Origin of the sequence: Limibacillus halophilus (assembly GCF_014191775.1) — a bacterium.
GTDB classification, from domain to species: Bacteria; Pseudomonadota; Alphaproteobacteria; order Kiloniellales; family CECT-8803; genus Limibacillus; species Limibacillus halophilus.
The window spans coordinates 239,439-262,135 of record NZ_JACHXA010000003.1; the positions used below are offsets into that span (position 1 = coordinate 239,439).

General features: G+C 58.3%; 25 protein-coding genes. 8 read left to right on the forward strand and 17 right to left on the reverse strand.

What is annotated here, in order from left to right; genetic code table 11:
- Positions 1 to 3 precede the first annotated feature (3 nt).
- Both queF and queG read left to right on the forward strand, forming a co-directional pair.
- A complete protein-coding gene (gene queF / locus FHR98_RS06945; protein WP_183415926.1) occupies positions 4 to 480 on the forward strand; it encodes a preQ(1) synthase in 477 nt (158 codons plus the stop codon).
- Positions 481 to 483: 3 nt separating this feature from the next.
- Positions 484 to 1,605, forward strand: a complete 1,122-nt coding sequence (gene queG, locus FHR98_RS06950) for a tRNA epoxyqueuosine(34) reductase QueG (protein ID WP_183415927.1) — start codon at positions 484 to 486, stop codon at positions 1,603 to 1,605.
- On the opposite strand, the gene FHR98_RS06955 is transcribed toward queG, so the two are convergent.
- From FHR98_RS06955 to FHR98_RS06965, 3 genes are all read right to left on the reverse strand, one after another.
- The gene (locus FHR98_RS06955; protein WP_183415928.1) at positions 1,602 to 1,943 is read right to left on the reverse strand and encodes a response regulator; all 342 of its coding nucleotides are present in this window, start codon (positions 1,941 to 1,943) and stop codon (positions 1,602 to 1,604) included. The two genes, queG and FHR98_RS06955, sit on opposite strands and share 4 nt — an antisense overlap.
- 248 nt (positions 1,944 to 2,191) lie before the next feature.
- Entirely contained in the window at positions 2,192 to 2,500 is a 309-nt protein-coding gene (locus FHR98_RS06960; RefSeq protein ID WP_183415929.1) for a hypothetical protein, read from the reverse strand.
- The gene (locus FHR98_RS06965) at positions 2,497 to 2,958 is read right to left on the reverse strand and encodes a YcgN family cysteine cluster protein (RefSeq protein WP_183415930.1); all 462 of its coding nucleotides are present in this window, start codon (positions 2,956 to 2,958) and stop codon (positions 2,497 to 2,499) included. The genes FHR98_RS06960 and FHR98_RS06965 overlap by 4 nt, the downstream gene beginning before the upstream one ends.
- 170 nt (positions 2,959 to 3,128) lie before the next feature.
- On the opposite strand from FHR98_RS06965, the gene FHR98_RS06970 reads away from it, so the two are divergent.
- Positions 3,129 to 3,335 carry a DUF2842 domain-containing protein gene (locus FHR98_RS06970; RefSeq protein ID WP_183415931.1) on the forward strand — a complete coding sequence of 69 codons (207 nt, stop codon included), beginning with the start codon at positions 3,129 to 3,131 and terminating at the stop codon, positions 3,333 to 3,335.
- Here the strand turns inward: FHR98_RS06970 and FHR98_RS06975 are convergent.
- The 11 genes from FHR98_RS06975 to fdhD all read right to left on the reverse strand — a co-directional run bounded on the left by FHR98_RS06975 (position 3,332) and on the right by fdhD (position 14,941).
- A complete protein-coding gene (locus FHR98_RS06975) occupies positions 3,332 to 5,011 on the reverse strand; it encodes a thiamine pyrophosphate-binding protein (protein WP_183415932.1) in 1,680 nt (559 codons plus the stop codon). The two genes, FHR98_RS06970 and FHR98_RS06975, sit on opposite strands and share 4 nt — an antisense overlap.
- Complete coding sequence (locus FHR98_RS06980; RefSeq protein ID WP_183415933.1) at positions 4,995 to 6,224, reverse strand: CaiB/BaiF CoA transferase family protein; 1,230 nt, start codon at positions 6,222 to 6,224, stop codon at positions 4,995 to 4,997. The genes FHR98_RS06975 and FHR98_RS06980 overlap by 17 nt, the downstream gene beginning before the upstream one ends.
- Positions 6,225 to 6,240: 16 nt before the next feature.
- The gene (locus tag FHR98_RS06985; RefSeq protein ID WP_183415934.1) at positions 6,241 to 7,422 is read right to left on the reverse strand and encodes an NAD(P)/FAD-dependent oxidoreductase; all 1,182 of its coding nucleotides are present in this window, start codon (positions 7,420 to 7,422) and stop codon (positions 6,241 to 6,243) included.
- A gap of 15 nt (positions 7,423 to 7,437) precedes the next feature.
- On the reverse strand, positions 7,438 to 8,694 hold the full coding sequence (locus FHR98_RS06990; protein ID WP_183415935.1) for an MFS transporter: 1,257 nt from the start codon (positions 8,692 to 8,694) through the stop codon (positions 7,438 to 7,440).
- Positions 8,695 to 8,706: 12 nt separating this feature from the next.
- On the reverse strand, positions 8,707 to 9,804 hold the full coding sequence (locus FHR98_RS06995) for an ABC transporter ATP-binding protein (RefSeq protein ID WP_246377553.1): 1,098 nt from the start codon (positions 9,802 to 9,804) through the stop codon (positions 8,707 to 8,709).
- A gap of 27 nt (positions 9,805 to 9,831) precedes the next feature.
- Positions 9,832 to 10,671 carry an ABC transporter permease gene (locus FHR98_RS07000; RefSeq protein WP_183415936.1) on the reverse strand — a complete coding sequence of 280 codons (840 nt, stop codon included), beginning with the start codon at positions 10,669 to 10,671 and terminating at the stop codon, positions 9,832 to 9,834.
- The gene (locus FHR98_RS07005) at positions 10,671 to 11,591 is read right to left on the reverse strand and encodes an ABC transporter permease (protein ID WP_183415937.1); all 921 of its coding nucleotides are present in this window, start codon (positions 11,589 to 11,591) and stop codon (positions 10,671 to 10,673) included. Before FHR98_RS07005 ends, FHR98_RS07000 begins: the two co-directional genes overlap by 1 nt.
- Before the next feature lie 125 nt (positions 11,592 to 11,716).
- Positions 11,717 to 12,793 (reverse strand): ABC transporter substrate-binding protein, encoded by a 1,077-nt coding sequence (locus tag FHR98_RS07010; RefSeq protein ID WP_183415938.1) that lies wholly within the window; start codon positions 12,791 to 12,793, stop codon positions 11,717 to 11,719.
- 103 nt (positions 12,794 to 12,896) lie between these two features.
- The gene (locus FHR98_RS07015) at positions 12,897 to 13,283 is read right to left on the reverse strand and encodes a c-type cytochrome (RefSeq protein WP_183415939.1); all 387 of its coding nucleotides are present in this window, start codon (positions 13,281 to 13,283) and stop codon (positions 12,897 to 12,899) included.
- Positions 13,284 to 13,326: 43 nt separating this feature from the next.
- Entirely contained in the window at positions 13,327 to 13,974 is a 648-nt protein-coding gene (mobA, locus tag FHR98_RS07020) for a molybdenum cofactor guanylyltransferase MobA (protein WP_246377556.1), read from the reverse strand.
- Entirely contained in the window at positions 13,967 to 14,941 is a 975-nt protein-coding gene (fdhD, locus tag FHR98_RS07025) for a formate dehydrogenase accessory sulfurtransferase FdhD (RefSeq protein ID WP_183415941.1), read from the reverse strand. The genes mobA and fdhD overlap by 8 nt, the downstream gene beginning before the upstream one ends.
- A gap of 194 nt (positions 14,942 to 15,135) precedes the next feature.
- Between fdhD and FHR98_RS07030 the strand changes: the two genes are divergently transcribed.
- From FHR98_RS07030 to FHR98_RS07045, 4 genes are all read left to right on the forward strand, one after another.
- Positions 15,136 to 15,327, forward strand: coding sequence for a CbtB domain-containing protein (locus FHR98_RS07030; protein ID WP_183415942.1), 192 nt, complete (start codon positions 15,136 to 15,138; stop codon positions 15,325 to 15,327).
- A gap of 8 nt (positions 15,328 to 15,335) precedes the next feature.
- Positions 15,336 to 16,022: a CbtA family protein gene (locus FHR98_RS07035; protein ID WP_183415943.1), complete on the forward strand. Its 687-nt coding sequence runs from the start codon at positions 15,336 to 15,338 to the stop codon at positions 16,020 to 16,022.
- Positions 16,023 to 16,210: 188 nt separating this feature from the next.
- On the forward strand, positions 16,211 to 18,253 hold the full coding sequence (locus FHR98_RS07040) for a 4Fe-4S binding protein (protein WP_183415944.1): 2,043 nt from the start codon (positions 16,211 to 16,213) through the stop codon (positions 18,251 to 18,253).
- Positions 18,253 to 19,146: a C40 family peptidase gene (locus FHR98_RS07045; RefSeq protein ID WP_183415945.1), complete on the forward strand. Its 894-nt coding sequence runs from the start codon at positions 18,253 to 18,255 to the stop codon at positions 19,144 to 19,146. Before FHR98_RS07040 ends, FHR98_RS07045 begins: the two co-directional genes overlap by 1 nt.
- Here the strand turns inward: FHR98_RS07045 and FHR98_RS07050 are convergent.
- On the reverse strand, positions 19,139 to 19,399 hold the full coding sequence (locus FHR98_RS07050; protein ID WP_183415946.1) for a hypothetical protein: 261 nt from the start codon (positions 19,397 to 19,399) through the stop codon (positions 19,139 to 19,141). The two genes, FHR98_RS07045 and FHR98_RS07050, sit on opposite strands and share 8 nt — an antisense overlap.
- Positions 19,400 to 19,644: 245 nt before the next feature.
- Between FHR98_RS07050 and moaA the strand changes: the two genes are divergently transcribed.
- Positions 19,645 to 20,637, forward strand: a complete 993-nt coding sequence (gene moaA, locus FHR98_RS07055; RefSeq protein WP_183416167.1) for a GTP 3',8-cyclase MoaA — start codon at positions 19,645 to 19,647, stop codon at positions 20,635 to 20,637.
- Between the two features lie 36 nt (positions 20,638 to 20,673).
- Here the strand turns inward: moaA and FHR98_RS07060 are convergent, their stop codons facing one another.
- Entirely contained in the window at positions 20,674 to 21,186 is a 513-nt protein-coding gene (locus FHR98_RS07060) for a molybdopterin-guanine dinucleotide biosynthesis protein A (RefSeq protein WP_183415947.1), read from the reverse strand.
- Between the two features lie 48 nt (positions 21,187 to 21,234).
- Positions 21,235 to 22,695 (reverse strand): RimK family ATP-grasp domain-containing protein, encoded by a 1,461-nt coding sequence (locus tag FHR98_RS07065; RefSeq protein ID WP_183415948.1) that lies wholly within the window; start codon positions 22,693 to 22,695, stop codon positions 21,235 to 21,237.
- Positions 22,696 to 22,697 lie beyond the last annotated feature (2 nt).

The following is a 22,697-nucleotide window of genomic DNA, read 5'->3' on the forward strand; positions in this document are numbered from 1 at the left end:
ACCATGACCTCCCCTAAGACCGCCGCTAAGAACACCCGGTTGACGCAGCTTGGGCATTCCGTGGAAAGCCCGGCACAGCCCGAGGATGCCCTGCTTGAATGTGTCCCCAACCCGCACCCCGACAGCGACTATGTGGCACGTTATGTCTGTCCTGAATTCACGTGTCTTTGCCCAGTGACCGGGCAGCCGGATTTCGCGCATCTGGTCATCGACTATCTGCCCGGCCCGTTTCTGGTCGAAAGCAAGTCGTTGAAACTCTACCTCGGATCCTTTCGCAATCACGGCGGATTCCATGAGGGCACAACGCTCGACATCGCCAAACGGATCGTGAGAGAGGCGCATCCCCGTTGGCTCCGTATTGGCGGCTATTGGTATCCACGCGGCGGCATTCCAATCGACGTTTTTTATCAAACCGGCTCCATGCCGGAAGGTCTTTGGATCCCCGACCAAGGCGTGCCCCCATATCGCGGGCGCGGCTAGCATATGGCGAAAACACCTCCCCCCGATCCGAAAAGCGCCATCCGCGACCAGGCGTTGGAAATTGGTTTCGACGCAGTTGGCTTCGCGCCTGCGGAACTGGGATCTGAAGCGGCGGAGCGCTTACAGCATTTCCTCGCGCACGGCCGTCATGGCTCTATGGGCTGGCTCTGCGAACGGGCGCCCCAACGGAGCAACCCAAAGGAACTCTGGTCAAAAGCACGTAGTGTAATTGTTCTGGGCATGAATTACGGCCCGGACCACGACCCGATGCATAATCTGGCGCTACGCGACCGGGGCAATATCTCAGTCTACGCACGCAACAAAGATTACCATGACACTTTAAAAAAACGTCTTAAGCAATTGGCAAGATATATTATTTCTAACTTTGATTCTGAACTGAAGGTCTTTGTAGACACAGCACCGGTGATGGAAAAACCCTTAGCTGCCAAGGCCGGGCTGGGCTGGCAGGGCAAGCACAGTAACCTAGTATCTCGGCAATTCGGCTCTTGGCTTTTTCTCGGTGAAATCTACACCACCCTCGACCTCGCCGAAGACAAGGCGGAAAGCGATCATTGCGGACGCTGCAGTCGCTGTCTGGATATTTGTCCGACCAATGCCTTCGTTGCACCCTATCAACTCGATGCGAGGCGCTGCATCTCCTACCTGACCATAGAAAACAAAGGGCCCATTCCTGAAAGCTTCCGCAAGGCCATAGGGAATCGGATCTATGGGTGCGACGACTGTCTTGCCGTCTGCCCTTGGAACAAATTCGCTTCCGAGGCACGAGAACCCCACTACAAGGCACGCGAGGAACTCAATGCGCCAAGATTGGCGGAACTGGCCAACCTCGATGACAAAGCCTTCCGTGCCCTCTTTTCAGGAAGCCCGATTAAGCGGATCGGACGTGATCGCTTCGTACGAAACGTCATGATAGCAGTGGGAAACAGCGGTGAACCTTCTTTGTTGGAATGCGTTCGAAACCGGCTGGAGGATGAATCTCCACTGGTGCGCGGCGCGGCAATTTGGGCTTTCCGACAGCTTGCAGACCCGCACCAAACACTTGAAATGAAGGCGCGCCTTATCGCAGGGGAAGGCGATGCGGATGTCCGGCGGGAGTGGAACTAACGCCCGATCAATTCCCTCAAGCCATCGAGTTGCAGGGGCTTTTCAAGAACGACCACGTTTGCGAATCCACGCGCACGGTCGAGACCATGTCTGTCGCCCGACATCAAGACGATCATTGGAACCGTCAAACCAGAGCGTTTCAGTTCGGCAACGGCTTCCAAGCCATCCATACGCGGCATCTGAACGTCCATGATCAATAGATCCGGCTGCTCGCTGCGCACCAACTCAACAGCTTCAACACCATTCTGGCCTGTCGAGACCGAGCAGCCCTGTCGCTTGAAGAATTCCGCCAGTTCAACCATTAGGAACTCATCGTCATCAATAACGAGAACTTTCATCGCGTTCACCACGCCCCTGCCAACCATCCTAATTCAGCGCACAACCGACCGGCCTTTTATTTTTTATCGGACTGAATCCGACTTGGCCGCCAGTAGTGCCGCCTCCCCCAAGGCAGCGGATGCCGGTCTCTTGCTTGATCAAGAGTCAGCAGGGATAGCCTAGCCAGTATCCAGGCGAGAAATCCATTCACGTTTACGCAATCAGTCGACGAGTGGAAGTTGAAGACTCCAGTTCGCCCGCTGGATGCTTACTCCTGCACTGGACCGCAGCGATAGGTGATTCGCACGGGTTGCAATAATGGGCAACGGTTCCAGAAAGAATCCTGATGCAGGATTTCGAAACTCTGCGAGCCTTTTGGACAGGATCTGCCTACATCCTCTGCAATCTCTGACGGGTCACTCACCGAACGACCGTAGCAAAGGGCCTGAATGTCTGCGGCAAAGCGCTTGGTATCGGGATCCCGGACTGCCTTCGCAGGATTGGTCGGCGACGTGCTGGACGTGCAACCCGCGAGAACCAACGAGAACAGCAACCCCATCAAGCCAATTTTGCTCATACCTCTTCAACCTCTACCTTGTAGATGATGTGGTCTTCCAACTCGTCGGCGGCCACCTCTGTTTCGGATATCACAGCATCGCGGACGGAGGCGCCGGCAGCGTGCACACTCTCTGGATCCCCGGAGATAAGCGGATGCCAGTCGAACAGCTCCTTTCCTTCGGAGAGCAGTCTGTAAGCACAGGTTTTCGGCATCCAGGGAAGTTGACTCACGTTGCCCGGGTGCAGCGTAACGCAATTGGGAACCAATCGGCTGCGCTCCTGATAACGTGTGCAGCGGCAGCTTTCGAGATCAAGTAGCCTGCAGGCCACATCTGTTTGAAAAATTCCCTCGCCATCATCGCCCTCAAGCTTGATCAGGCAGCATTGCGCACAACCGTCGCAAAGGGATTCCCACTCGCTACGGCTCATTTCCGTTAGGCTCTTTGTCTTCCAGAAGGGTTCCGTTGTTCCGGCCACCGACCGCTATCCTCATTTCAATTAAGTCTATGCCTAGTGAGGCCCTATCCTAGAACAATGCCCGGCGATTGTAGAGCGCCGGGGGCGGCCTTCCGATAACCGCCCTTCAATCCAGGGCTTGGCCTGGAAGCGTAGCCACGTTAGACAGGCTGTAACCGAGGGAGTGCAACATGTCCGCCCGTAAGGCGCTTGGCTATTTCTTACTTCTTGTCTTCCTGACCGGCTATAGCGTGGCTGTTGTCAGTTTAGCCGATCTCCTTGGCCTGGCCGGCTGGGGCTGGCAGCTTCTTTACTACGGCACCAGCGGCTTGGTTTGGATTTATCCTGCGGTCAAGATTCTCGACTGGAGCCACAAGGCCGACCGCCGCCGGCTCTAGCGTCCTTCTTCTTGGCTCTTCTTTCTGATGGCTGAAAGCGTCGTCGTCGGCGTTATCGCCTCTGGATCAAGGCGCAACTCGATCAACGCCGGACCCGGCGCCGCCATGGCACGCTCGAAAGCAGCCGGGAAGGCCTCCGTCGTTTCAACGATCTCACCCGACGCGCCATAGGCCCGAGCCAACGCCGCGAAATCAGGGTTGGCCAACTGCGTACCGACAACGCGGCCGGGATACTCCCGCTCCTGATGCATACGGATCGTTCCGTACTGGCCGTTGTTGACGACTATCACCAAAATTTTGAGGCCGTATTGAACCGCCGTCGCCAGTTCCTGGCCGTTCATCAGGAAACATCCGTCCCCTGCCCAGGCAACAACAGCCGCGTCGGGTCGCGCTATTTTCGCCGCGACCGCCGCCGGTGTGCCAAAACCCATGGAACCGCTGGTGGGAGCGAGCTGCCCGCCAAAGGTCCGATAGCTGTGAAAGCGGTGAACCCAAGTCGAATAATTGCCCGCGCCGTTACAGTGAATCGCGTCGGGGGGCAGCTTTTCATCCAAAAACCGCACCACCTCCGCCAACTGCAAGGGCCCGGGAATGACGGTTGGCTTGCTGAAGGCCTCGTAGCTTGTGCGAAGCGAGGCACGCCAGGGCTCCCAATCTGAGCCCGCCAAATCAATGGTTTCCAACGCTGCTGCCATCGTTGTCACAGCGCTGTTGATGGCCAGTGTCGGTTGGTAAACCCTTCCCAATTCCTCGGCACCCGGATGCACATGGACCAATGGTTGCTTGGGGCGTGGCGGCTGCAAAAGGGTGTATCCGCCGGTCGTCATCTCACCCAAGCGCGCACCCAGGACGACCAGCAGATCCGTGTTTCGGACCGCTTCCGCCAATCCCAGATCGATTCCGATCCCGACATGACCGACATAACAGTCCTGCGCGTTGTCAAAAAGATGCTGGCAACGGAAGGAGACTGCCACCGGTAGACGCCAACGATCGGCAAAGGCTTCCACCTGCGCTTTGGCCGCTGCGTTCCAGCCGCCGCCGCCCAGCACGATCAATGGGCGCTCGGCCTTTTGGAGCGCGCCTTCAAGCGCACTCAAGGCGCCGGCACCGGGAGTTGCAAGGCTAGGCGTGACGGGTGCGATCGAAAGCGCCTCAACCGCGTCGGTCAGCATATCCTCAGGAAGCGCCAGCACCACCGGGCCCGGCCGCCCTTGCAGCGCCGTATGAAAAGCCCGTGAGACGAACTCGGGAATTCGTTCGGCCTGATCAATCTGCGCCACCCATTTGCAAAGGGGCCCGAACATGCGGCGATAGTCGATTTCCTGGAAGGCCTCGCGCTCCATCATATCGCGGCCGACCTGACCAATGAAAAGGATCATGGGGGTCGAATCCTGCTGGGCAATGTGAACGCCGGCACTCGCGTTCGTCGCGCCTGGCCCGCGCGTCACAAAACAAATCCCAGGCTTTCCGGTCAACCGTGCGTGGGCGTCCGCCATCATCGCCGCACCACCTTCTTGTCGGCAGATGACGAAATTGAAATCCGGATGATCAGCCATGGCGTCGAGGGCGGCGAGATAACTTTCGCCCGGCACGCCAAAAGCCGTGTCGATTCCCTGAGACACTAAACAATCAACCAGTATTTGTCCGCCGGTCCTGAGGTCACTTTGCTTCGTCATCTTCCCGCCCATGAGTGGTCCTTGCCGAGCTAAAATCGCCCGAAGATTTCGCGGGCATCCTGTCAGCAACACCGGGCTTGGGCAAGCGCGGCTCAAACCCAACGTCGTCATTCGTATCCAGGTCCGGGGGAGCGCCCGAAGAAAGGTCGGTCCGAACCGCCGCATCCAGAGGAACCGGGAGTGCCGGAACCTCAACTCCCTGCCATCTCAAGCGCCGCGTGAACAAGCCACGGGCATGGAATCCCGGATCGTCCATTGCCTCCTGGATACTGAGGACCGGTGCGACGCAAACATCCTCACCTGCCAGCACGTCACGCCAATCGGCAAGGCACCTCGACGCGATGATCGACGCGACTGCCCTGCCGACTTTAGACGCGTCACCGGCTTCCAACTCGCGTATCTCCTTGGGTAGACCGATGAGGTCGCAAAACCGGACCCAAAAGCGCTCTTCGAGCGCTGCAACCGCGAGATAACGGCCGTCCGACGTCGCGTAAAGCTGATATCGTGGGGATCCGCCCGTCAGTACACCGCGCCCAGCGGCCTCCGGCTCCAGCCCTCCCGCGCGTGCCGCTTGTGCCCACCACGACCAAGCCAAGAGGTTATCGGTCATCGAAACATCGAGATGGCAGCCCTCACCTGTCTGTTCGGCTTGTCGCAACGCCAACAGAATGTTGACGACGGCTGGCAGGGTTCCGCCACCGATATCGGCGATCAGCCCCGGCGCGATCGTGGGCTTTCCCTCGCTGTCTCCGCCCAAGGAAAGAAGGCCGCTAGCAGCCTGATAATTGAGGTCGTGTCCCACCTCGGCGGCCCTGGGGCCGCTTTGCCCATAGCCGGTGACAGAGCAATAGACCAAGGCCGGATTGATTTCGCGGGCGGATTCGTAGCCGAGTCCCAAGCGGGCCATCACGCCTGGACGAAATTGCTCCAACAGCACGTCGGCTTCTTCGATCAAAGGCGCTAGAACGGACTTCGCATCACCGTCCTTCAAGTTGATCGACAGGCTTTTCTTGCCCCGATTGAGCAGGGCGAATCCCCACCCGCCGAAGGGCGGCGGATAAACACGCAATTCATCGCCGAAATCGGGGCGCTCAACTTTGATAACCTCAGCCCCCGCCTCCGCCAGCAACAGACTTGCGAGCGGCCCAGGCAGGAGGGTGGAAAAGTCCAACACCCTAACCCCCGAAAGTGCGCCTTTCCTCTTGTTATTCATTAGTTCGGCTACCCCACTAGATTATATTTTCCTCCCGGATCAAGCGGCCTTGGGCGAAACGCTCGAACCCAAATGGCGAGAGATCAAGACTGCGGTAGGATCCACCGACGATCAATTCCGCCAAGCCGCGCCCAACCGCCGGGGACTGCTGTACACCGTGTCCTGAGAAGCCGTTCGCCATGTAAAAGTTGGAAACCTCCGGATGGCTACCGAGAATGGCATTGTGATCTATAACGTTCATTGCGTAATGCCCGGCCCAAGCGCGAGTCACCTTGATAGCCTCAAAGGCCGGTACACGCTGCGCCAGAATAGGCCATAGTTTCTCTTCAAACAGGTTCCATTCAACCTCGAAGTCTTCACAGTCCCGGTCGTCCTCCTCGGGCGGCGACCACCCACAGACGTAGTGCTCGCCTTCCGGCCGTACATAGACGCCTGATGGATCGATGATCAGCGGGCTATCGGGGAACCTCTCCTTGCAATCAAACACGAAGACGCTGCGCTTGCGCGGATGGACAGGAAGCTCGATTCCAGCCCAAGCGGCTGTTTTTGCAGCACGCGGACCCGTCGCGTTAACGACGATGCCCGCAGCCAGGCGTTCACCTGAGGCAAGATTCACCGCTGTCACCCGCGCGCCGGACATCTCCAGACCGCATGCCTCGTCCTTCATGTAGGTGACGCCCAAAGAGCTCGCCTTACGGCGCAGCGCCTGCATGACGCTGTAGGCGTCGAACCACCCCTCTTCAGCCAGTCCAAGCGCCGCCAGTGCGACCTCGTCGGTGTTGATGTAGGGATAACGCGCCTGGATATCCGCCGGTTCCAACAGAGCCACCTGGGCTCCGGCCTGCTGCTGGATGATCTGATTCTTCTGCAGCAATGCGCGACCTGATTCACCCGCCATCAGGAGGTATCCATTCGCCTTGATTCCGGCATCGGGCCGGTCGCCGTCGACCTCCAGCACCTCACCGATACTTTCCAGGAAGCTGTAGCCAAACCGAGATATTGCGATGTTCAGCGGGGTGGAGAACTGCACGCGGATCGAAGCGAGGGATAGGCTGGTCGAGGCTTGTGCGTAGGTCGGATCACGCTCAACGACACAGATCGAACGGCCGCCGCCCAACTCGCGGGCAAGAAAATAAGCGATGGCACTACCGATTATCGCGCCGCCTAAAACAACAATGTCGTAGTTCTTATCCGTCATACATAAATGCTCCCGTCAGGACCGAGAGGCTGGCGCCCAGCGGGCGGACAGCACAAACCAGGCGAAGGTTATGATCTGCAATATCAAGAACACACCAAAGGCGACCTTATAGCCCTCGGCTGCGTAGCCGCCATCGGCGCTCGTCGGCCAAAGGGAAATGATGCCGCCTATGGCATATTGGATGGAAAAGGCGCCGAGGAAGATCATCAGGTTGATCGCCGTATTGGCGCGTCCGGCGTAGGCCAAAGGGAAATGCCGCGATAACAAAGCGTAGTTGATCGCGGTCGCGTTGCCTGTGAGCGCAAATAGAACCCAGGGAAGCAATGACTGCGGCACTATCTGAAAGACGATTAGTCCTTGGGCAATCATAAAGGCAACCGCGATAAACCCAAAGGAAACCGCCAGCGAAATACCGCGTCTTTCCAAGCGGCTGGCGACCAATCCACTGAAGATAAAACCGACGGTCAAGCTGGCGGCCGTCCAGAATAGATGGTTGGCAACCATCTCGCGACCGAACGCGCCGACGTCACGCAAATATGGCCCGATCCATAAGCCCTGGACCGCCATGCTGTAGGCAATGACGGCGACGGAAACCGGCCAGACCCGCCAAAACAGGCGGTCCGTGAAGATGTGGCCGATGCCTGTCAGACTTTCCTTCAACGTTGTGTTGCGACCTGCAACCTCACGTTCCGGACAGACGAAAAAGATCAAGGCCGCGATCACGACACAACCACCGGCCAGTCCCATGAAGACCCCACGCCAATCCGTCACCTCCAACAGCCACTCGGTCGGCGCGGTCGCCGAAATGGCACCCAGCCCGCCAACCGCCATGAAGCAGCCATTTGTCAGCGGCCAGGTGCGCCTGGGAAACCACATGGTAATCGCCTTGAAGGACGCCATGAGAGCCCCGGAGACACCAAGACCGATCAGTGCGCGACCGACAAGCAGTTCCGTGAGGCTTGTCCCGAAGGCAAAGAGCGCGCCGCCCAAGGCAGCGAAACACAGCAGCAAAGGGTGAACCTTGCGCGGTCCGAAGCGATCCAGCAAAACACCCAAGGGAATCTGGAAGGCCGCGAAGGCAAGAAAGTAAGCGGCGGTGAGCAGACCAAGATCGGCCGCACCCAACCCCAATTCCCCGGTTAACTGCGGGGCGATGATCGCATTCACAGACCTGAAAAGGTAGGACAGGAAGTACCCGCCTGAGAAAGGCAGGAATACGGTCAAGACGGCTTTGGTCAACGGCGCAGGCGCCGCCTCTTCGGAATTGGACATGAGTGTATTGGCCTAATCGTTCAGCAGGAGCGTATCGCGTGGCGCCCAGCTACACCAGACCTGCTCGCCAACCCTGAAATGCGGCTCGGTCGACCGCGCTTCGTTTTGCACATTCACCATGATCCGCCGGTTCTCATCGTCTTCGACGAAAACCGCCGAGGCTTCGCCGTAGTAAGCGATTTCACGGATTTTGCCTTGCATCTTGATTCGCTCGCCTTCCGGCGCATCACGGGTCAAACGTATCTTTTCCGGCCTGACGGCAATCCAGGCCTGTCCTTCCACAGAAGCAGCGGAGTCGGCTGGAACGGTAATGCGGCCAAGGCCACCAACGTCAAGCTCCAACCCGCCGGTGGTCGCGCCAACGGAAGCGCCTTCGAAAAGATTGGTCTTACCGATAAAGTCTGCAACGAAGCGACAGTTGGGAAACTCATAGAGCTCGGCGGGCGCTGCAAGCTGCCGTACGACCCCGTCCTTCATCACGGCGATGCGGTTAGCCATCGATAGGGCTTCGCTCTGATCGTGCGTCACGATCACAAAGGTAATACCCACGGTTTCCTGCAGCCGAACCAGTTCCAACTGCATGGCTTCGCGAAGTTTCGCATCCAGCGCGGACAAAGGCTCATCAAGCAAAAGCACCCGCGGGCGCTTGACCAAGGCGCGGGCCAGCGCGACACGTTGGCGCTGACCACCCGAGAGTTGATCGGGCATCCGTGTTCCATAACCGCCAAGCTTGACCAGTTCTAAAGCTTCCTCCACCCGCTCCTTGTATTCGGATGCCGGAACGCCGGTTACTTTCAGACCATAGGCGACGTTGTCGGCCACGCTCATATGCGGAAACACGGCATAGGACTGAAATACCATGTTCACCGGACGGCGGTTGGGTGGTACGGCGGATATATCCGCGTCATCAATCTTGATCACTCCGCTGGTCGGAACTTCAAACCCTGCCAGCATCCGCAGCAACGTCGTCTTTCCGCAGCCCGATGGACCCAAAAGCGCAAAGAAATCGCCTTCGTAGATGTCCAAGGAAATTTCATCGACCGCACGCACGGCGCCGAACCGTTTACTAACCTTCTCGATCGAAATGATTGGCTTTCTATCGTTCATCATGAATCCAGCCTGTTGCGCCCAAGCGCGTTAACCCGCACCGACATCACCCTTGAAGCGCGATTGGATGCGCATGGCGATCGCGGTGACCAAAACCGTAATGACGATCAACACCGTCGAAGCCGCATTGACCTCCGGTGTGACCGAGAAGCGAACCATAGAGTAGACCTTCACCGGGAAGGTGACTGTATCGGGTCCCGAGGTAAAAAACGTAATGACGAAATCGTCGAGGGATAACGTGAACGCCATCAAGGCCCCGGCAATGAGGCCCGGCTTCATGAACGGCACGATGACATCACGCATAGCCTGCCATTCGCTGGCTCCCAGGTCCTTGGCCGATTCTTCCAGTTCCCGATTGAAGTTGGACAGCCGGGCCCGGACGATCATGGCGACGAAGGGGAAAGAGAACGCGACGTGGGCGATGATAATGGGCGACAAGGTCATGGGCCAGCCCCATGCCGTCGGCCATCCGACCCACCCGAAGAAGGCCATCATCGAAACGCCCATGCAAATCTCAGGAATCACGATGGGCAAGGCCATCGCTCCTTCATATCCAGCTTTCAATGGAAAACGGAACCGCCAGAGCAAAACGGCGACCATGGCGCCGAGTATGGTCGCCAGGATGGTGTTGATCAGCGCAATCGTCAAAGAGTTGCCGAACGCGATCATCAGGCTCTCGTTCTCCAAGGCCTTCTCGTAATACTTCATGGTGAAGCCGCGCCAAACGATGTTGCGCTTGCTGTCGTTGAAGCTAAAGGCGATCAGCGTCGCGATTGGGGCGTAGAGAAAAACCAGAACGGCTAGAACTGAAAGGCGCAGCCATAAGCGGCGCGTGTAGTCCAAAGGTCCGATGGGGCGTCTGTTGAACATCAAGCCGCCTCCATCGCAGAGCTGTTCTTGGCCAGCACCGCCCGCAGCGCCAGCGCGCCGAAGGTCATGTACATCAAAATAAAGGAAAGCGCCGATCCAAAAGGCCAGTCGTTGGCGCTTTTGAATTGCCGCTCGATCACGTTGGCGATCAACTGGCTATCGGGACCACCCAACAGGTCCGGCTGCAAGAAAGCGCCCAATGCCGGAATGAAGGTGATGATGATGCCGGAGATGATCCCCGCCTTGCTCAGGGGAATAATGACCGAGAAAAAGGTGCGCCACTGCCCGGCGCCAAGATCGAGGCTCGCCTCAATGTAGGATTTGTCCATGCGTTCCAGCGCCGCGTAAAGCGGTAGAATCATGAAAGGCAGGAAAACATAGGTCATGCCAAAGAGGACCGCTTGGTTGTTGTAGAGCAACTCCAACGGTTCGAACCTTTGGCCCAGCAATTGATACTCCCCCAGTCCCACAAACATCAGGAAGCCGTTGGCCTTCTCCCATAGCCATTCCAGGGAAAAGTTGACGTACCCCCGCGTCCGCAACACGGCGATCAAAGCGTAGGTACGGATCAACAGATTGGTCCAGAAGGGCAGGATAATGAGCAACAGCAACAAGCCCTTCCAGCGTTGCGGCGCAAAGGAGATGGCGAAAGCAACGGGAAATCCGATAGCAAAGCAGAGTAGCGTCGTGGCTCCCGCCATCCAGAAGGATTTCAGCAGAATTTCAAGGTAGAGCCACCCCAGCGCGCGGGAATAGTTGTCCAGGGTCCAATTAAGATCGAGATCGTTGATCCCCACCTTCGTCGAGACGCTCATTATCCACATAAGCGTCAGCGGAACGAGAAAGAACACCACCAGCCAAAAGGTGGGGGGCAGGCCGATGATCCAGAAGACCAGTGGATGACGCCGCCAGCTTTCCATATGTGGTTCTACTTTCTATCCGATGCCTTTGTTTGACCCCTCGTGGAACAGTCGGCGACCGGTGGTTCCAGGAGAGGCCGGGAACACGCTCACGCGCGCTCCCGACCCATTTCGTGGAACCTGGTTCAGGCCGCGCTGATGCGCGTCCAAGCCTCGTCGATGATACGCTTGCGGTCCTCGCCCAGATAGATGGCCGATTCGCATTTCGCGAGCGTCTCGTCACTTGGGAAGATCGCTGGATTTTCGGTGTACTCCGGTCCCATCAAAGCCTTTGCAGCTTTGTTGGGCGTCGCATAGTAGATGTAATCCGCGATTGCCGCACCCGCTTCCGCATCGAGCAGGAAGTTGATCAGTTTATGGGCATTCTCTGGGTGCGGGGCGCCCACCGGAATGGCAAGGGTGTCCTGCCACAGCAACGAGCCTTCCTTCGGCACGACGTAGGAGAGATCGTCGTCTTCCTCCATTACCTGCAACAGATCGCCATTCCACTCGACCGCAATATCGACCTCGCCGGAAAGCAACAGGTCTTGCCCGTTATCTTCGGCGATCACTTTGACCCGCGGCTTCTGCTTGATCATCAAAGCCTCGGCCTCTTTCAATTCCTTCTCACTGGTCGAGTTGAAGGAATAGCCCAGATACTTCAGTGCCATGCCGGTCATCGAACCAGGCTCGGACAGCCATGCAATGGTTCCTGCGTACTTGTCACTGTCAAAAATGTACTGCCAACTGTCGGGGACGCCATCCACGCGGGACTTGCGATAGCCGATACCCATCGTACCCCACATGTAGGGCATGGAGTATTTGCGGCCCGGATCAAAGTCAGAATCCTGGAAGGCCGGGTCCAAGTTGGCGAAGTTCGGAATCAAGGAATGATCCAGCGGCTGGATCATCTCGGCCAGGATCATGCGTTCGGTAAAGTCGTTCGTTGGAACGATCAGGTCATAACCCGGATTGCCACCCTTGAGCTTTGCAAAAAGCTCGTCATTGTCAGCGAAAAGGTCATAGTTAACCTCGATTCCAGTAGCATCCTGGAAATCCGAAATTGTGGTCTCTCCGATGTAGGTGTCCCAGTTGTAGAAATTGACCTTTGCCTCTTCAGCGCTCCAGCCTTTCTTCGGAAGGAACGACAGACCGGCGGCCACAGCACCCGTTCCGGCCAGGAAGGAACGGCGCGACCAGGGGCGTTTGCTGAAATTTTTCATTGTTCACTGTTTCCCTGTCTAGGTTTGAAAGTGCAGCTTTTCTTGCGAGCCGCAAAGCGCGGCTTTATCTATTCAGATCATCTTGCCGAGGGCATTCTTGCTGTCAATCATCTGTTTTCTTTTTCGCCGCTTCGGCTTGGCTCTCAACATAGGTCAGCAGATCGGTTAGATCGTCCAGATCAAAATCGAACGGTGTGACATGGGACGGTGAAAGGCTCGTCGATTCCAGGCCGGGCATACGGACAAAAACAGGATGCGGACGACGAGCGAAAAAGGTTTCGAAGCGGTCGCGCCAGTCAGGTAGCTTGACGAGGCGTGGAAAAGACGGTGTCGAGCCTAGCCCGCCGTATTTGTTGAAGTCTCCGATGACATGACAGCGGGCGCAATGCTGCTCGGCAAGCGCACGTCCACGCGCGCCGTCGCCACTATAGGCCACTGCCTCGTTCTGTAGCGCAGCCAAGCACACTATTACGAGAAAAAGCGGTCGCATCACTCAGACAGCCTAACGCCACCGCACCGCCGGCGACAAGGTTTCAGAGGAATCGTTCAGCCTCGGCTAAGTCTTCGGGCCGGTTGGTATTGAAAAAGGGGTCAAGCTTGCCGGCCGGTGTCGCTTGGGCCTCGAAGGTTACGCGCGCCAATCGGTACCGCGACGTCCAGATATCGACCTTACGCAGTTCTTCTTCCTGCATGGCGCGCCGCAAATCGTCGCGCAGGCGCAAGGGCCAGAGCGCTACGACCGGGTGATCCCGGCCATCACTGACGGCGCAGGCCATTTCGGCGCCCTCTTCACGCAGGCCCTCCATTAAACGCGCCGCCAAGTCCTGGGGCAAAAAGGGCGCATCACAGGGAACACTCAGCAGCCACTCACAGTCCGGCGCAGCTCGGGCCGCCCACTCCATGCCGGTCAAAACGCCGGCAAGCGGTCCAGCGAAACCCTCCACAACATCGGCCACCACCGGCAAACCGTAATTCTGGAACCGGTCCGCTTCACCGTTGGCATTCAAAACCAGACGATCAACCTGTGGCCCAACCCGCTCGATGATATGGCTCAGGATTGTTTTTTTCCCCAACAACCGCAGACATTTGTCGCCGCCGCCCATGCGCCGCGACAGGCCCCCTGCCATAAGAACACCGCAAACGCCCGTTGACTCACCGCTTCCTGGCGAGATTTCAGTCATTATCGGCCTCACGGCTGCCTTTCCTCGCGTGGCGCGGGTCTTCCTCGCCATCCTGCTTGGGGTCGTCGTCAAAGATGATCCGCTCTTGCCCTGCCAGAGCGACGAAGCGCTTACCTTTTGCACGACCGATCAATGTCAGGCCTGCCTGGCGGGCTAGATCGACTCCCCAGGCCGTAAAGCCGGAGCGCGAAACCAGGATTGGAATACCCATCTGGACCGTCTTTATGACCATCTCCGACGTCAGGCGGCCGGTCGTGTAGAAAATCTTATCGTCGGGAGACAATCCCTCCATGAACATATAGCCCGCTATCTTGTCCACTGCGTTATGTCTGCCGACATCCTCCATGTAGACCAGCGGCCGTTCCTCCTCGCAGAGCACGCAACCATGGATCGCGCCCGCTTCGAGATAGAGGCTCGGCGCACCATTGATCTTGCGCGATAGCGCCGCGAGCCACGAGGTCCGCAAACGCGCGTCTTTTGCCAACCGCACGTCTTCAAACTTTTCCATGAGATCGCCGAAAACCGTCCCTTGCGCACAGCCGGAGGTGCGCACCTTTTTCTGCAGCTTCTCCTCGTAATCGGTTTCCCGCTCGGTGCGGACGACGACAACCTCCAGATCTTCGTCATGATCGATCTCGGTAATCCGGTCGTCCGCGCGCAGCATGTTCTGGTTCAGCAAATATCCGACGGCAAGATAATCGACGTGATCGCCGATCGTCATCATGGTGACGATCTCCTGGCGGTTCAGATAAAGCGTCAAGGGCCGTTCCATAACCACCCGTGTCTCAATCGCTTGGCCATCTTGGTCCAAGCCCCTGACGGATTCCGTCAGGCGCGGATCGTCGGGGTTCGGCCGCACCAGAAATTCCCCCAACTCGGCCGCACTGGTGGCCTTCGCCTGACCGCGCCGCAGGCTGCGGACTCCTTTTTCAAGCGGGGTTTCACCTGATGTATGCTGGCGCGTCATTGTGCCGGCGCCTCCTGGTTACCTGATCATGGGCGGATTCGCTGGCCTGAATATGAGCGTCCCGGCGACGCCCTGCAAGTCACTGCGGCATCAGGGACTGGTCCAGGCCTGCGTCAAAAGAAACGCTCGCGCGTCGTTTTTCTTTGTGGCAGCCTGACATTCAACTAGGCGAAAATTGCAAGAGCACGTCCACCATGAAGAGCGCGACCGCTGTCCAACGTCAATCCGCCGCGCGAGCCCCCCTTGCTGCCAAAAGGATCGCCGGCGCTTCGCTGGCGTTGATCCTGGGCCTCGGTCTCCTGACAGTCGGCGGCTTTGCTTCCGGCGACTTGCTGCATGACGCTGCGCATGACGGGCGTCACAGTTTCGCGTTCCCCTGCCACTGACGTCTGACGTGGACTCACTGAAGCTGCTTCGTCCGATACTGTTGACCGCGCTTCCTGCGGGTCTGCTGGCCAGCATTCTTGCCGCGCTGTTCCAGAATGCCTTCGTGGAGCCGCTCATTCTCCAGGCGGAGGCCTTCGAGGTTGCAAACCTCCAGAATCCTAACCCTACTGTCGATTTGGCGCGACTGGCGCTTACCTTCCTGACCACCCTGATCGTCGCTTGCGCCTATGGGCTGCTTTTGACCGCCGCGCTTATGTTTGCCGGCGAAAGAGGCGTGCTCCAAGGCCGGCCGATGGCGAGTGGATTGCTATGGGGCGGCGCAGGGTTCTTTGTCTTCCATCTTGCGCCCGCAATCGGCTTGCCGCCTGAGTTGCCCGGCATGCCTGCCGCCGACCTCGTCGACCGTCAGGTCTGGTGGCTCGGGACCGTCGTTTGCAGCGCCGCGGCTCTGTGGCTCTTGTTCTTGACGCACCGCCCTGTCCTGGCACCCGTCGCCGCCATTCTTCTCGTGCTACCGCACGTGTTGGGTGCGCCGCACCCCAACAATCTTGAAACGGCGGTTCCAGCCGGGTTGGCAGCTGCTTTCACGGCACGTGCTATCGCGGCTTCCCTGCTGCTATGGTTGCCGCTTGGCGCGGCGGTGCTGTGGCTAGCTAAACGTAATGCGTTGCTCGCGACGACGGATGCCGGTTAGCTATGACAAGCGTCTTGGCACGGTGATTCGGACCGATTGCGGCGTCACAGAAAATCACAAGGTCTTAACCCGCAGCAAAATTGGGGTCGTATCGAACACATACGGCTGGTTATGATGCTCGCAATTGGTATGACCAAATAACGCTGGAACACAATCCGGCGGGCAGGGAACGAAAGGCCTTAGAGTTCATGGAAATAGACGGCAAGCAACTGCTGATCTGCAATTGCGAGGGCACGATGCCTTTGGATGGGCGCAAGCTTGGCAAGGCTTGCAAAGCCGTCGGCATTGCAGGCGACGTTGAAATAAACAGCCAGCTTTGCCGCGCCCAAGTGGCCAATTTCGAGACGGCATTGGGCAAGGGAAAGCCTGTCATGGTGGCCTGCACGCAGGAGGCGCCGCTGTTCAACGAAATCGCGAGTGAACGCGCGTTCGAGGGTGAAATCAGTTACTTCAATATACGCGAGCTGGCCGGTTGGTCCGCTCAGGCAGAGCGGGCTGCACCCAAGATCGCGGCACTGGCGGCGGCGGCGGCGGTAGACCCCAAGCCGACCCCCGGCGTCGCTTTCGCGTCGGAAGGCATCTGTCTCGTTTATGGCCATGACGAGAGGGCGCTGGAAGCGGCGGACAAGCTGGCCTCCAGGCTGGACGTCACTGTGTTGTTAACCGGCGATGTAGAAGTCATTCCGCCGCGTACAATGCACTTCCCCATCTTCCGCGGACGCATCACCCAAGCGCGCGGGCACCTGGGTAAGTTTTCCATTAACTTGGACGGTTACGCCGCGGCCGATCCCTCCAGCCGCATGCAGTTACAGTACGGGCCGCCCAAATCGAACGTCTTTACGGAATGCGATTTGATCCTGGATTTGACCGGTGGCACACCGCTCTTTACCGGGCATGAGCGCCGGGACGGCTATCACAGGCCGGACCCCGACAACCCCAGCGCGGTCCTTGAGGCCATTCTGGAACTCTCAGAATCTGTCGGTGAGTTCGAGAAGCCACGCTACGTGCGCTACGACGCAGGAATCTGCGCCCATGGGCGCAGCCGCAAGACCGGCTGCACCCGCTGCCTGGATGTTTGCCCTGCCGGTGCGATCAAGTCGCTGGGCGACATCGTCGAGATCGATGGCCATGTTTGCGCCGGTTGCGGCATGTGCGCGTCGGTCTGTCCCACCGGCGCCGCGACCTACCAGCTTCCGGCGGGCGATAGTCTCTTCATGCGCCTACGCGCCTTGCTGACCGCGTACGATAAAGCCGAGGGACGAGACGCCGTGCTGCTGCTGCACGATGAGCGGTATGGCGGCGAACTGCTGTCGCTCATGAGCCGCGCCGGCCCCGGCCTACCCGCCAATGTTCTGCCATTGGCGATAAACGAGATTACCCAGGTCGGAATTGATTTCCTGACCAGTGCGCTGGCCTTCGGCGCTGAGCAGATCGCGATCCTGGTCGGCCCGGAAAAGTCAGGCGAGCTGGAGGGACTGGCGAGCCAGATCGGCTTGGTGGAAACCGTCATGGAAGGTCTTGGCTATGGCGCCGGACGTGTGACCCTGCTGGACCAGGTCGATCCCGATGCGGTCGCGGAAGCACTCAACGACCTACCTCGCATGAAGAAGGCCCCGGCGGGGTCCTTCTTGCCGATCGGCGGCAAGAGAAGCCGTACGGGCCTCGCCCTGGCACACCTCCATGCGAAGGCCCCCGCACCTGTCGATATCCTGCCGCTACCCAAAGGCGCCCCCTTCGGCACCGTGCAGGTCGACACGAGCGGATGTACGCTCTGCCTTGCCTGCGTCGGCGCCTGTCCGACCGGTGCGCTCTCAGACGATCCGGACCGTCCATTGTTGGCCTTCAACGAAGAAGCCTGTGTGCAGTGCGGCCTATGTAAGAACACCTGTCCAGAGCAGGTTATCGCCCTGGAGCCCAGGTTCAACTTCACGACCGAGGCAAAAAACACCCGCGTTTTGAACGAAGCCGAACCCTTCCATTGCCTGCGCTGCGGCAAGCCGTTTGGTGTCGCACAGTCCGTCGAGCGGATTGCCGACCAACTCGCAGACAAACATCCCATGTTCATGGGCGGTCCGGCGGTCGAACGGATCATGATGTGCGAGGACTGTCGGGTCGTGGTACAATTCGATGCGGCGCAACCACTCGCCAGCGGTGTCAGACCGCGCATACGGACCACTGACGAGGACCTGCGCAACCGCGCTCTTGGCATTGCGGACGAAGAGGATACCTGATGCCGGATTCGACGATCGCCGAGCCTCTCGACAGGCGCTTGCACGCGTTCCGGCCGGATTTGGCCGATGCACGTCTGGAGGGCAAGGTCGCGGCTCCGAAGTTCGTGACCGGAAAACCTGCCCAGCTCGACGCACCGCAAGCCGCGGTCCGCAAAGCGGCCAACGGCGATTCCGAACAGGAAGCCGAACTGCTTTACGGCGATCGCGTTTTGGTCTTCGAGGAAAAAGCTGGATGGGCTTGGATTCAAGGGCAGCGCGACGGCTATGTGGGTTACGTTGAAAGCAAGCTGTTGAGCGATCGGCTTTGGGATCCCACTCATCGGGTCGCAGCGCTTCGCACCCCCCTGTTTGCCGGCCCTGGCCTCAAGACGGCCATTCGCGCCCATCTACACATGGAATCCGCGGTCTGCGTGGAAGAACAGCAAGGCAATTACGGGCAAACACGCGATGGCTGGGTCTATGCACCGCATCTGACCGCCTTCGACCAGACCGAACCGGACTATGTGGCCACGGCGCTCAAGTTTTTAGGAGCCCCCTATGTGTGGGGCGGACGTTCGAGCCTTGGTCTGGATTGCTCCGGACTTGTCCAGATTGCATTGCAGCGCGCCGGGCTCCCCTGCCCGCGCGATAGCGATATGCAAGCCAAAAGCGATCTGCTGGGTGAACAACTTGTCGTTACGTCGGCACCTGAGCGCGGCGACTTGATCTACTGGAAAGGCCATGTCGCGATTGCCCTGAATGCAACAGAGGTCGTAAACGCAACGGCTTCGGGCATGGCGGTGATCGTGGAGCCGTTGGCGGCTATCAACGCGCGGGCTGTGGCAGAAAGTGGTCAGGGTGTCATTGCGATCCGGCGACCGGCGGTCTCGGCAAGGTTGTCGCGCGCTAGTTAGTAAGAGGCGGCGGGCCATTGCCACCGCCGACTTGCGCCTGACACAGAGCTTCGGCCCGTTGTTTGAAAGTGGCCGCCTGGGTTTCGGTAACGACGCCTTCTTCCACCATCTTGTCTATATCGCTGGCGCGCGCCGCCAGACAAATGGCGACAGGATCGTCTGCTGCGCGATGAACCTCATCCGGCGGAAACAGGTCTTCCCAATGAATGACCGCGAGGCTGGCCAAGGCCCCGGCAAGAACGGCCAACGCCATAAGACGCCCTCCCATCCCGTCCAGAAAGCTGTTTGGCCGATGCGTATCCATGATGCTACGTTAGGTTAGATTTTTTCCGCCGCCAAGTACGGTAAGACCGCAAGAACTTTGGGGATGAACCCGGGCTTGCCAAGAGGTAAGGTGAGCACCAGATGCCATTATCATGCCGTGACGGATTGGCTTTGCTTCGCGAGCCCCCGGGCGGTTTGATGTAAGACTGGATGGGAGTTGCACGTATGACCGAGATGATCGATCCCTTCGGGAGGAATGTAAGTTACCTCCGGGTTTCGGTTACGGATCGCTGCGATTTCCGTTGCGTCTACTGCATGTCCGAAGACATGACTTTCCTGCCCAAGAAGGAAATCCTCAGCCTGGAGGAGCTTGACCGTTTGTGCAGCGCCTTTGTTGAAATGGGCGTCAAGAAGCTGCGCATGACGGGTGGCGAGCCCTTGGTTCGCAGGAACATCATGTGGCTGTTTCAACGGTTGGGCCGCCATTTGGAAAGCGGCGCGTTGGAAGAGTTGACCCTCACCACGAACGGTAGTCAGCTCTCCCGTTTTGCCGAGGAACTGCATGCCTGCGGCGTACGACGCATCAACGTGTCGCTGGACACCTTGAACCCGGATAAATTCAAGGCAATCACCCGTTGGGGCAAGTACGACAAGGTGATGGAAGGACTTCAAGCGGCCAAGAACGCGGGCCTCCAGGTCAAGATCAATGCCGTGGCACTCAAGGGCGTCAATGACGACGAACTCGACCATATGGTGGACTGGTGCGGTGGCGAAGGATTCGATCTGACTTTTATCGAAGTCATGCCCATGGGAGATATCGGCGGCGAGACGCGCCTTGATCAGTATCTACCCCTTTCCATGGTCCGTGCGCGTTTGCAGGAGAAGTGGACGTTAGACGAGATCGACTACAAGACCGGCGGACCGGCGCGCTATGTAAAGGTGCGCGAAACGGGCGGGCGCATCGGTTTCATCACACCCATGACTCATAATTTCTGTGAAAGCTGTAACCGGGTTCGCTTGACCTGCACCGGTACGCTTTACATGTGCCTGGGCCAGGAAGATGCCGCCGATCTGCGCGCACCGCTGCGCGAAAGCGATGACGACGGCCCATTGCATGCGGCGATCGCCGAAGCGATTTCCCGCAAACCGAAGGGACATGACTTCATCATAGATCGTCGCCACAAAGGTCCCGCCGTCTCTCGACACATGAGTGTGACCGGAGGTTAAGAAACCTCGGCAATGCACTAAAATACAATAAGAAACTTAATTTGCCGCTCGTACGGCGGATGGGTTGAACTCGACCTTATAGGCGAAGTCACGGCCGTCGCTCGCGACGATCGAGGTGAAGCCCATCATGTAGGCAAGGTCGAAGAAGGTGAAATCCTCCTGGATCGCCTGTTCATTCTGAAAAATCGGCAAGAGACGGGATTGCGAAGTCAATTGAGCGAAATAGGCGCGGGTACGAAAGATCGTATCGAGCAGTCCGTCATGCAAAGCCACGATAATCAAGTGATTGTCCAAGCGACCTTTGGTGAAGACGGCGACCTGTGCCGGATAGGGTGACTCCTGCTGTTGGGCGGAAACACCCGTCACGAAGGCTAGGCGAAGTTTGCGTGAAGCTTCGTTTAGGCGCTGCGCACGAGGCGGATAGACTTCGGACACGGAAGGTTCGGGATAGTAGTAACCAACATAGCGATCCTGGGCCAAAGCGAATCCCGGGATCAGCCATAACGATATCGCCAAGACCAGATAGGACCGAATGGTAACGGCACTCATCACCTGCCTCATCGCTCCCCCCATTATCCAGTGCTCCCATCCTGGTTTTCAGCGCGCCTCGACCCGGCGCAAAAACTCCCCCAGGACACGCTGATATAGTTGATCCTTGAGTATGGCGTCCTCGACACCTTTGTCGAGGTTAGGGTTGTCATTGATCTCTATGACATGCACGCCGGTGCCCGTCTGCTTGATATCCACCCCATAAAGACCGTCACCGATGAGATTGGCGGCCTTGACCCCCAGCTCCACGACTTCGCGCGGCGCGTCCTCGACGGCCATGGTCTTGAACCCCCCTTCTTCGACACGCCCGTCCTTGTAATGATGGACGATCTGCCAGTGTTTGCGGGTCATGAAGTACTGCGAAACAAACAGCGGTTGCTTGCCCAGCACGCCGACCCGCCAGTCGTATTTCGTGTACATGAACTCCTGGGCAAGAATAACGGCGGAACGCTGGAAAAGCTTGCGCGAGACTTCGGTCAACTGCGCGCGATCCTCGGCTTTGAACACCCCTCGCGAAAAAGAGCCGTCGGGTATCTTCAAGACGACTGGATAACCGATCTCTTCCTCGACCCGCAAAAGCTGCGGACGATCCACGATGATCGTACGCGGCGCTGACAGTTTATTGCTCTGAAGCAACTCGGCAAGATAGACCTTGTTCGTACAGCGCAACATGGATTGCGGATCATCGATCACCGGCATGCCTTCGTGGCGGGCTTTCTTCGCAAAGCGGTAAGTGTGATTGTCGATGCTGGTGGTCTCACGAATGAAGAGAGCATCGTACTCCGCCAGGCGCAGATAATCCTTGCGCTGGATCAGGTCCACCGCAAAGCCGATGGAAGGGCCGATCGTTTGGAACCGCTTCAGGGTCGCCGCCGAAGAGGGTGGCAAGGCCTCATTGGGATTCTGCAGGATCGCCAGGCTATAGCGCGGTTGCTGCCGCGCCTTTGGCCGTCGCCACTCAGCCTTGGTATAGCCTTCAAGCGCCGCGAGAAAGAAATCGAACTCCTCGGGACTAAGCTTGGCCGGTGAAAGAGCCTCCAGGCTATCGACGCGCCAGCGCTCCTCCTTGGCGATGGTGACGCGCACCAACGGGCAACGGAAGCGGTCGAAAAGCTCATGTGCGAGGGTTTTGAAGCGAGAATCCTGGACCTGCCCGAAACAAATGACCAGAGAGAATCCGGTCTTGGGTGGCTGCGCCAACTTTTCCAGCGTCGTGCGCAGGATCACATTCACTTCCGGCAGTTCAACGCTGTAGAGCATCTTCCGGGTGAGGTCGATGATAGTACCGACGCTGGGCACGACCTTCTGGCCCCGCGCTTCGGCCAGCAACGATACATAGTACCCCAAGTCCATATAACCCAAGTCACTTGATAAGTTCACAACGCGCATCTGCCGCCCGTTGTAAAGGCCTGGTTGGGTTACGTATTCACGCATCGTGACCGCTTGCCCAGCCCCTGCGGCCCAGTCCTTGTCCTCATTCCTTTCAACCACGATCAAATGGTTCGGCATGG

Coding starts and splice junctions, on each gene's coding strand:
- queF (WP_183415926.1), top strand. CDS start 4: ATGACCTCCCCTAAGACCGCCGCTAAGAACACCCGGTTGACGCAGCTT.
- queG (WP_183415927.1), top strand. CDS start 484: ATGGCGAAAACACCTCCCCCCGATCCGAAAAGCGCCATCCGCGACCAG.
- FHR98_RS06955 (WP_183415928.1), bottom strand. CDS start 1,943: ATGAAAGTTCTCGTTATTGATGACGATGAGTTCCTAATGGTTGAACTG.
- FHR98_RS06960 (WP_183415929.1), bottom strand. CDS start 2,500: ATGAGCAAAATTGGCTTGATGGGGTTGCTGTTCTCGTTGGTTCTCGCG.
- FHR98_RS06970 (WP_183415931.1), top strand. CDS start 3,129: ATGTCCGCCCGTAAGGCGCTTGGCTATTTCTTACTTCTTGTCTTCCTG.
- FHR98_RS06975 (WP_183415932.1), bottom strand. CDS start 5,011: ATGACGAAGCAAAGTGACCTCAGGACCGGCGGACAAATACTGGTTGAT.
- FHR98_RS06980 (WP_183415933.1), bottom strand. CDS start 6,224: ATGAATAACAAGAGGAAAGGCGCACTTTCGGGGGTTAGGGTGTTGGAC.
- FHR98_RS06985 (WP_183415934.1), bottom strand. CDS start 7,422: ATGACGGATAAGAACTACGACATTGTTGTTTTAGGCGGCGCGATAATC.
- FHR98_RS06990 (WP_183415935.1), bottom strand. CDS start 8,694: ATGTCCAATTCCGAAGAGGCGGCGCCTGCGCCGTTGACCAAAGCCGTC.
- FHR98_RS06995 (WP_246377553.1), bottom strand. CDS start 9,804: ATGATGAACGATAGAAAGCCAATCATTTCGATCGAGAAGGTTAGTAAA.
- FHR98_RS07000 (WP_183415936.1), bottom strand. CDS start 10,671: ATGTTCAACAGACGCCCCATCGGACCTTTGGACTACACGCGCCGCTTA.
- FHR98_RS07005 (WP_183415937.1), bottom strand. CDS start 11,591: ATGGAAAGCTGGCGGCGTCATCCACTGGTCTTCTGGATCATCGGCCTG.
- FHR98_RS07010 (WP_183415938.1), bottom strand. CDS start 12,793: ATGAAAAATTTCAGCAAACGCCCCTGGTCGCGCCGTTCCTTCCTGGCC.
- FHR98_RS07015 (WP_183415939.1), bottom strand. CDS start 13,283: ATGCGACCGCTTTTTCTCGTAATAGTGTGCTTGGCTGCGCTACAGAAC.
- mobA (WP_246377556.1), bottom strand. CDS start 13,974: ATGACTGAAATCTCGCCAGGAAGCGGTGAGTCAACGGGCGTTTGCGGT.
- fdhD (WP_183415941.1), bottom strand. CDS start 14,941: ATGACGCGCCAGCATACATCAGGTGAAACCCCGCTTGAAAAAGGAGTC.
- FHR98_RS07030 (WP_183415942.1), top strand. CDS start 15,136: ATGAAGAGCGCGACCGCTGTCCAACGTCAATCCGCCGCGCGAGCCCCC.
- FHR98_RS07040 (WP_183415944.1), top strand. CDS start 16,211: ATGGAAATAGACGGCAAGCAACTGCTGATCTGCAATTGCGAGGGCACG.
- FHR98_RS07045 (WP_183415945.1), top strand. CDS start 18,253: ATGCCGGATTCGACGATCGCCGAGCCTCTCGACAGGCGCTTGCACGCG.
- FHR98_RS07050 (WP_183415946.1), bottom strand. CDS start 19,399: ATGGCGTTGGCCGTTCTTGCCGGGGCCTTGGCCAGCCTCGCGGTCATT.
- moaA (WP_183416167.1), top strand. CDS start 19,645: ATGATCGATCCCTTCGGGAGGAATGTAAGTTACCTCCGGGTTTCGGTT.
- FHR98_RS07060 (WP_183415947.1), bottom strand. CDS start 21,186: ATGAGTGCCGTTACCATTCGGTCCTATCTGGTCTTGGCGATATCGTTA.
- FHR98_RS07065 (WP_183415948.1), bottom strand. CDS start 22,695: ATGCCGAACCATTTGATCGTGGTTGAAAGGAATGAGGACAAGGACTGG.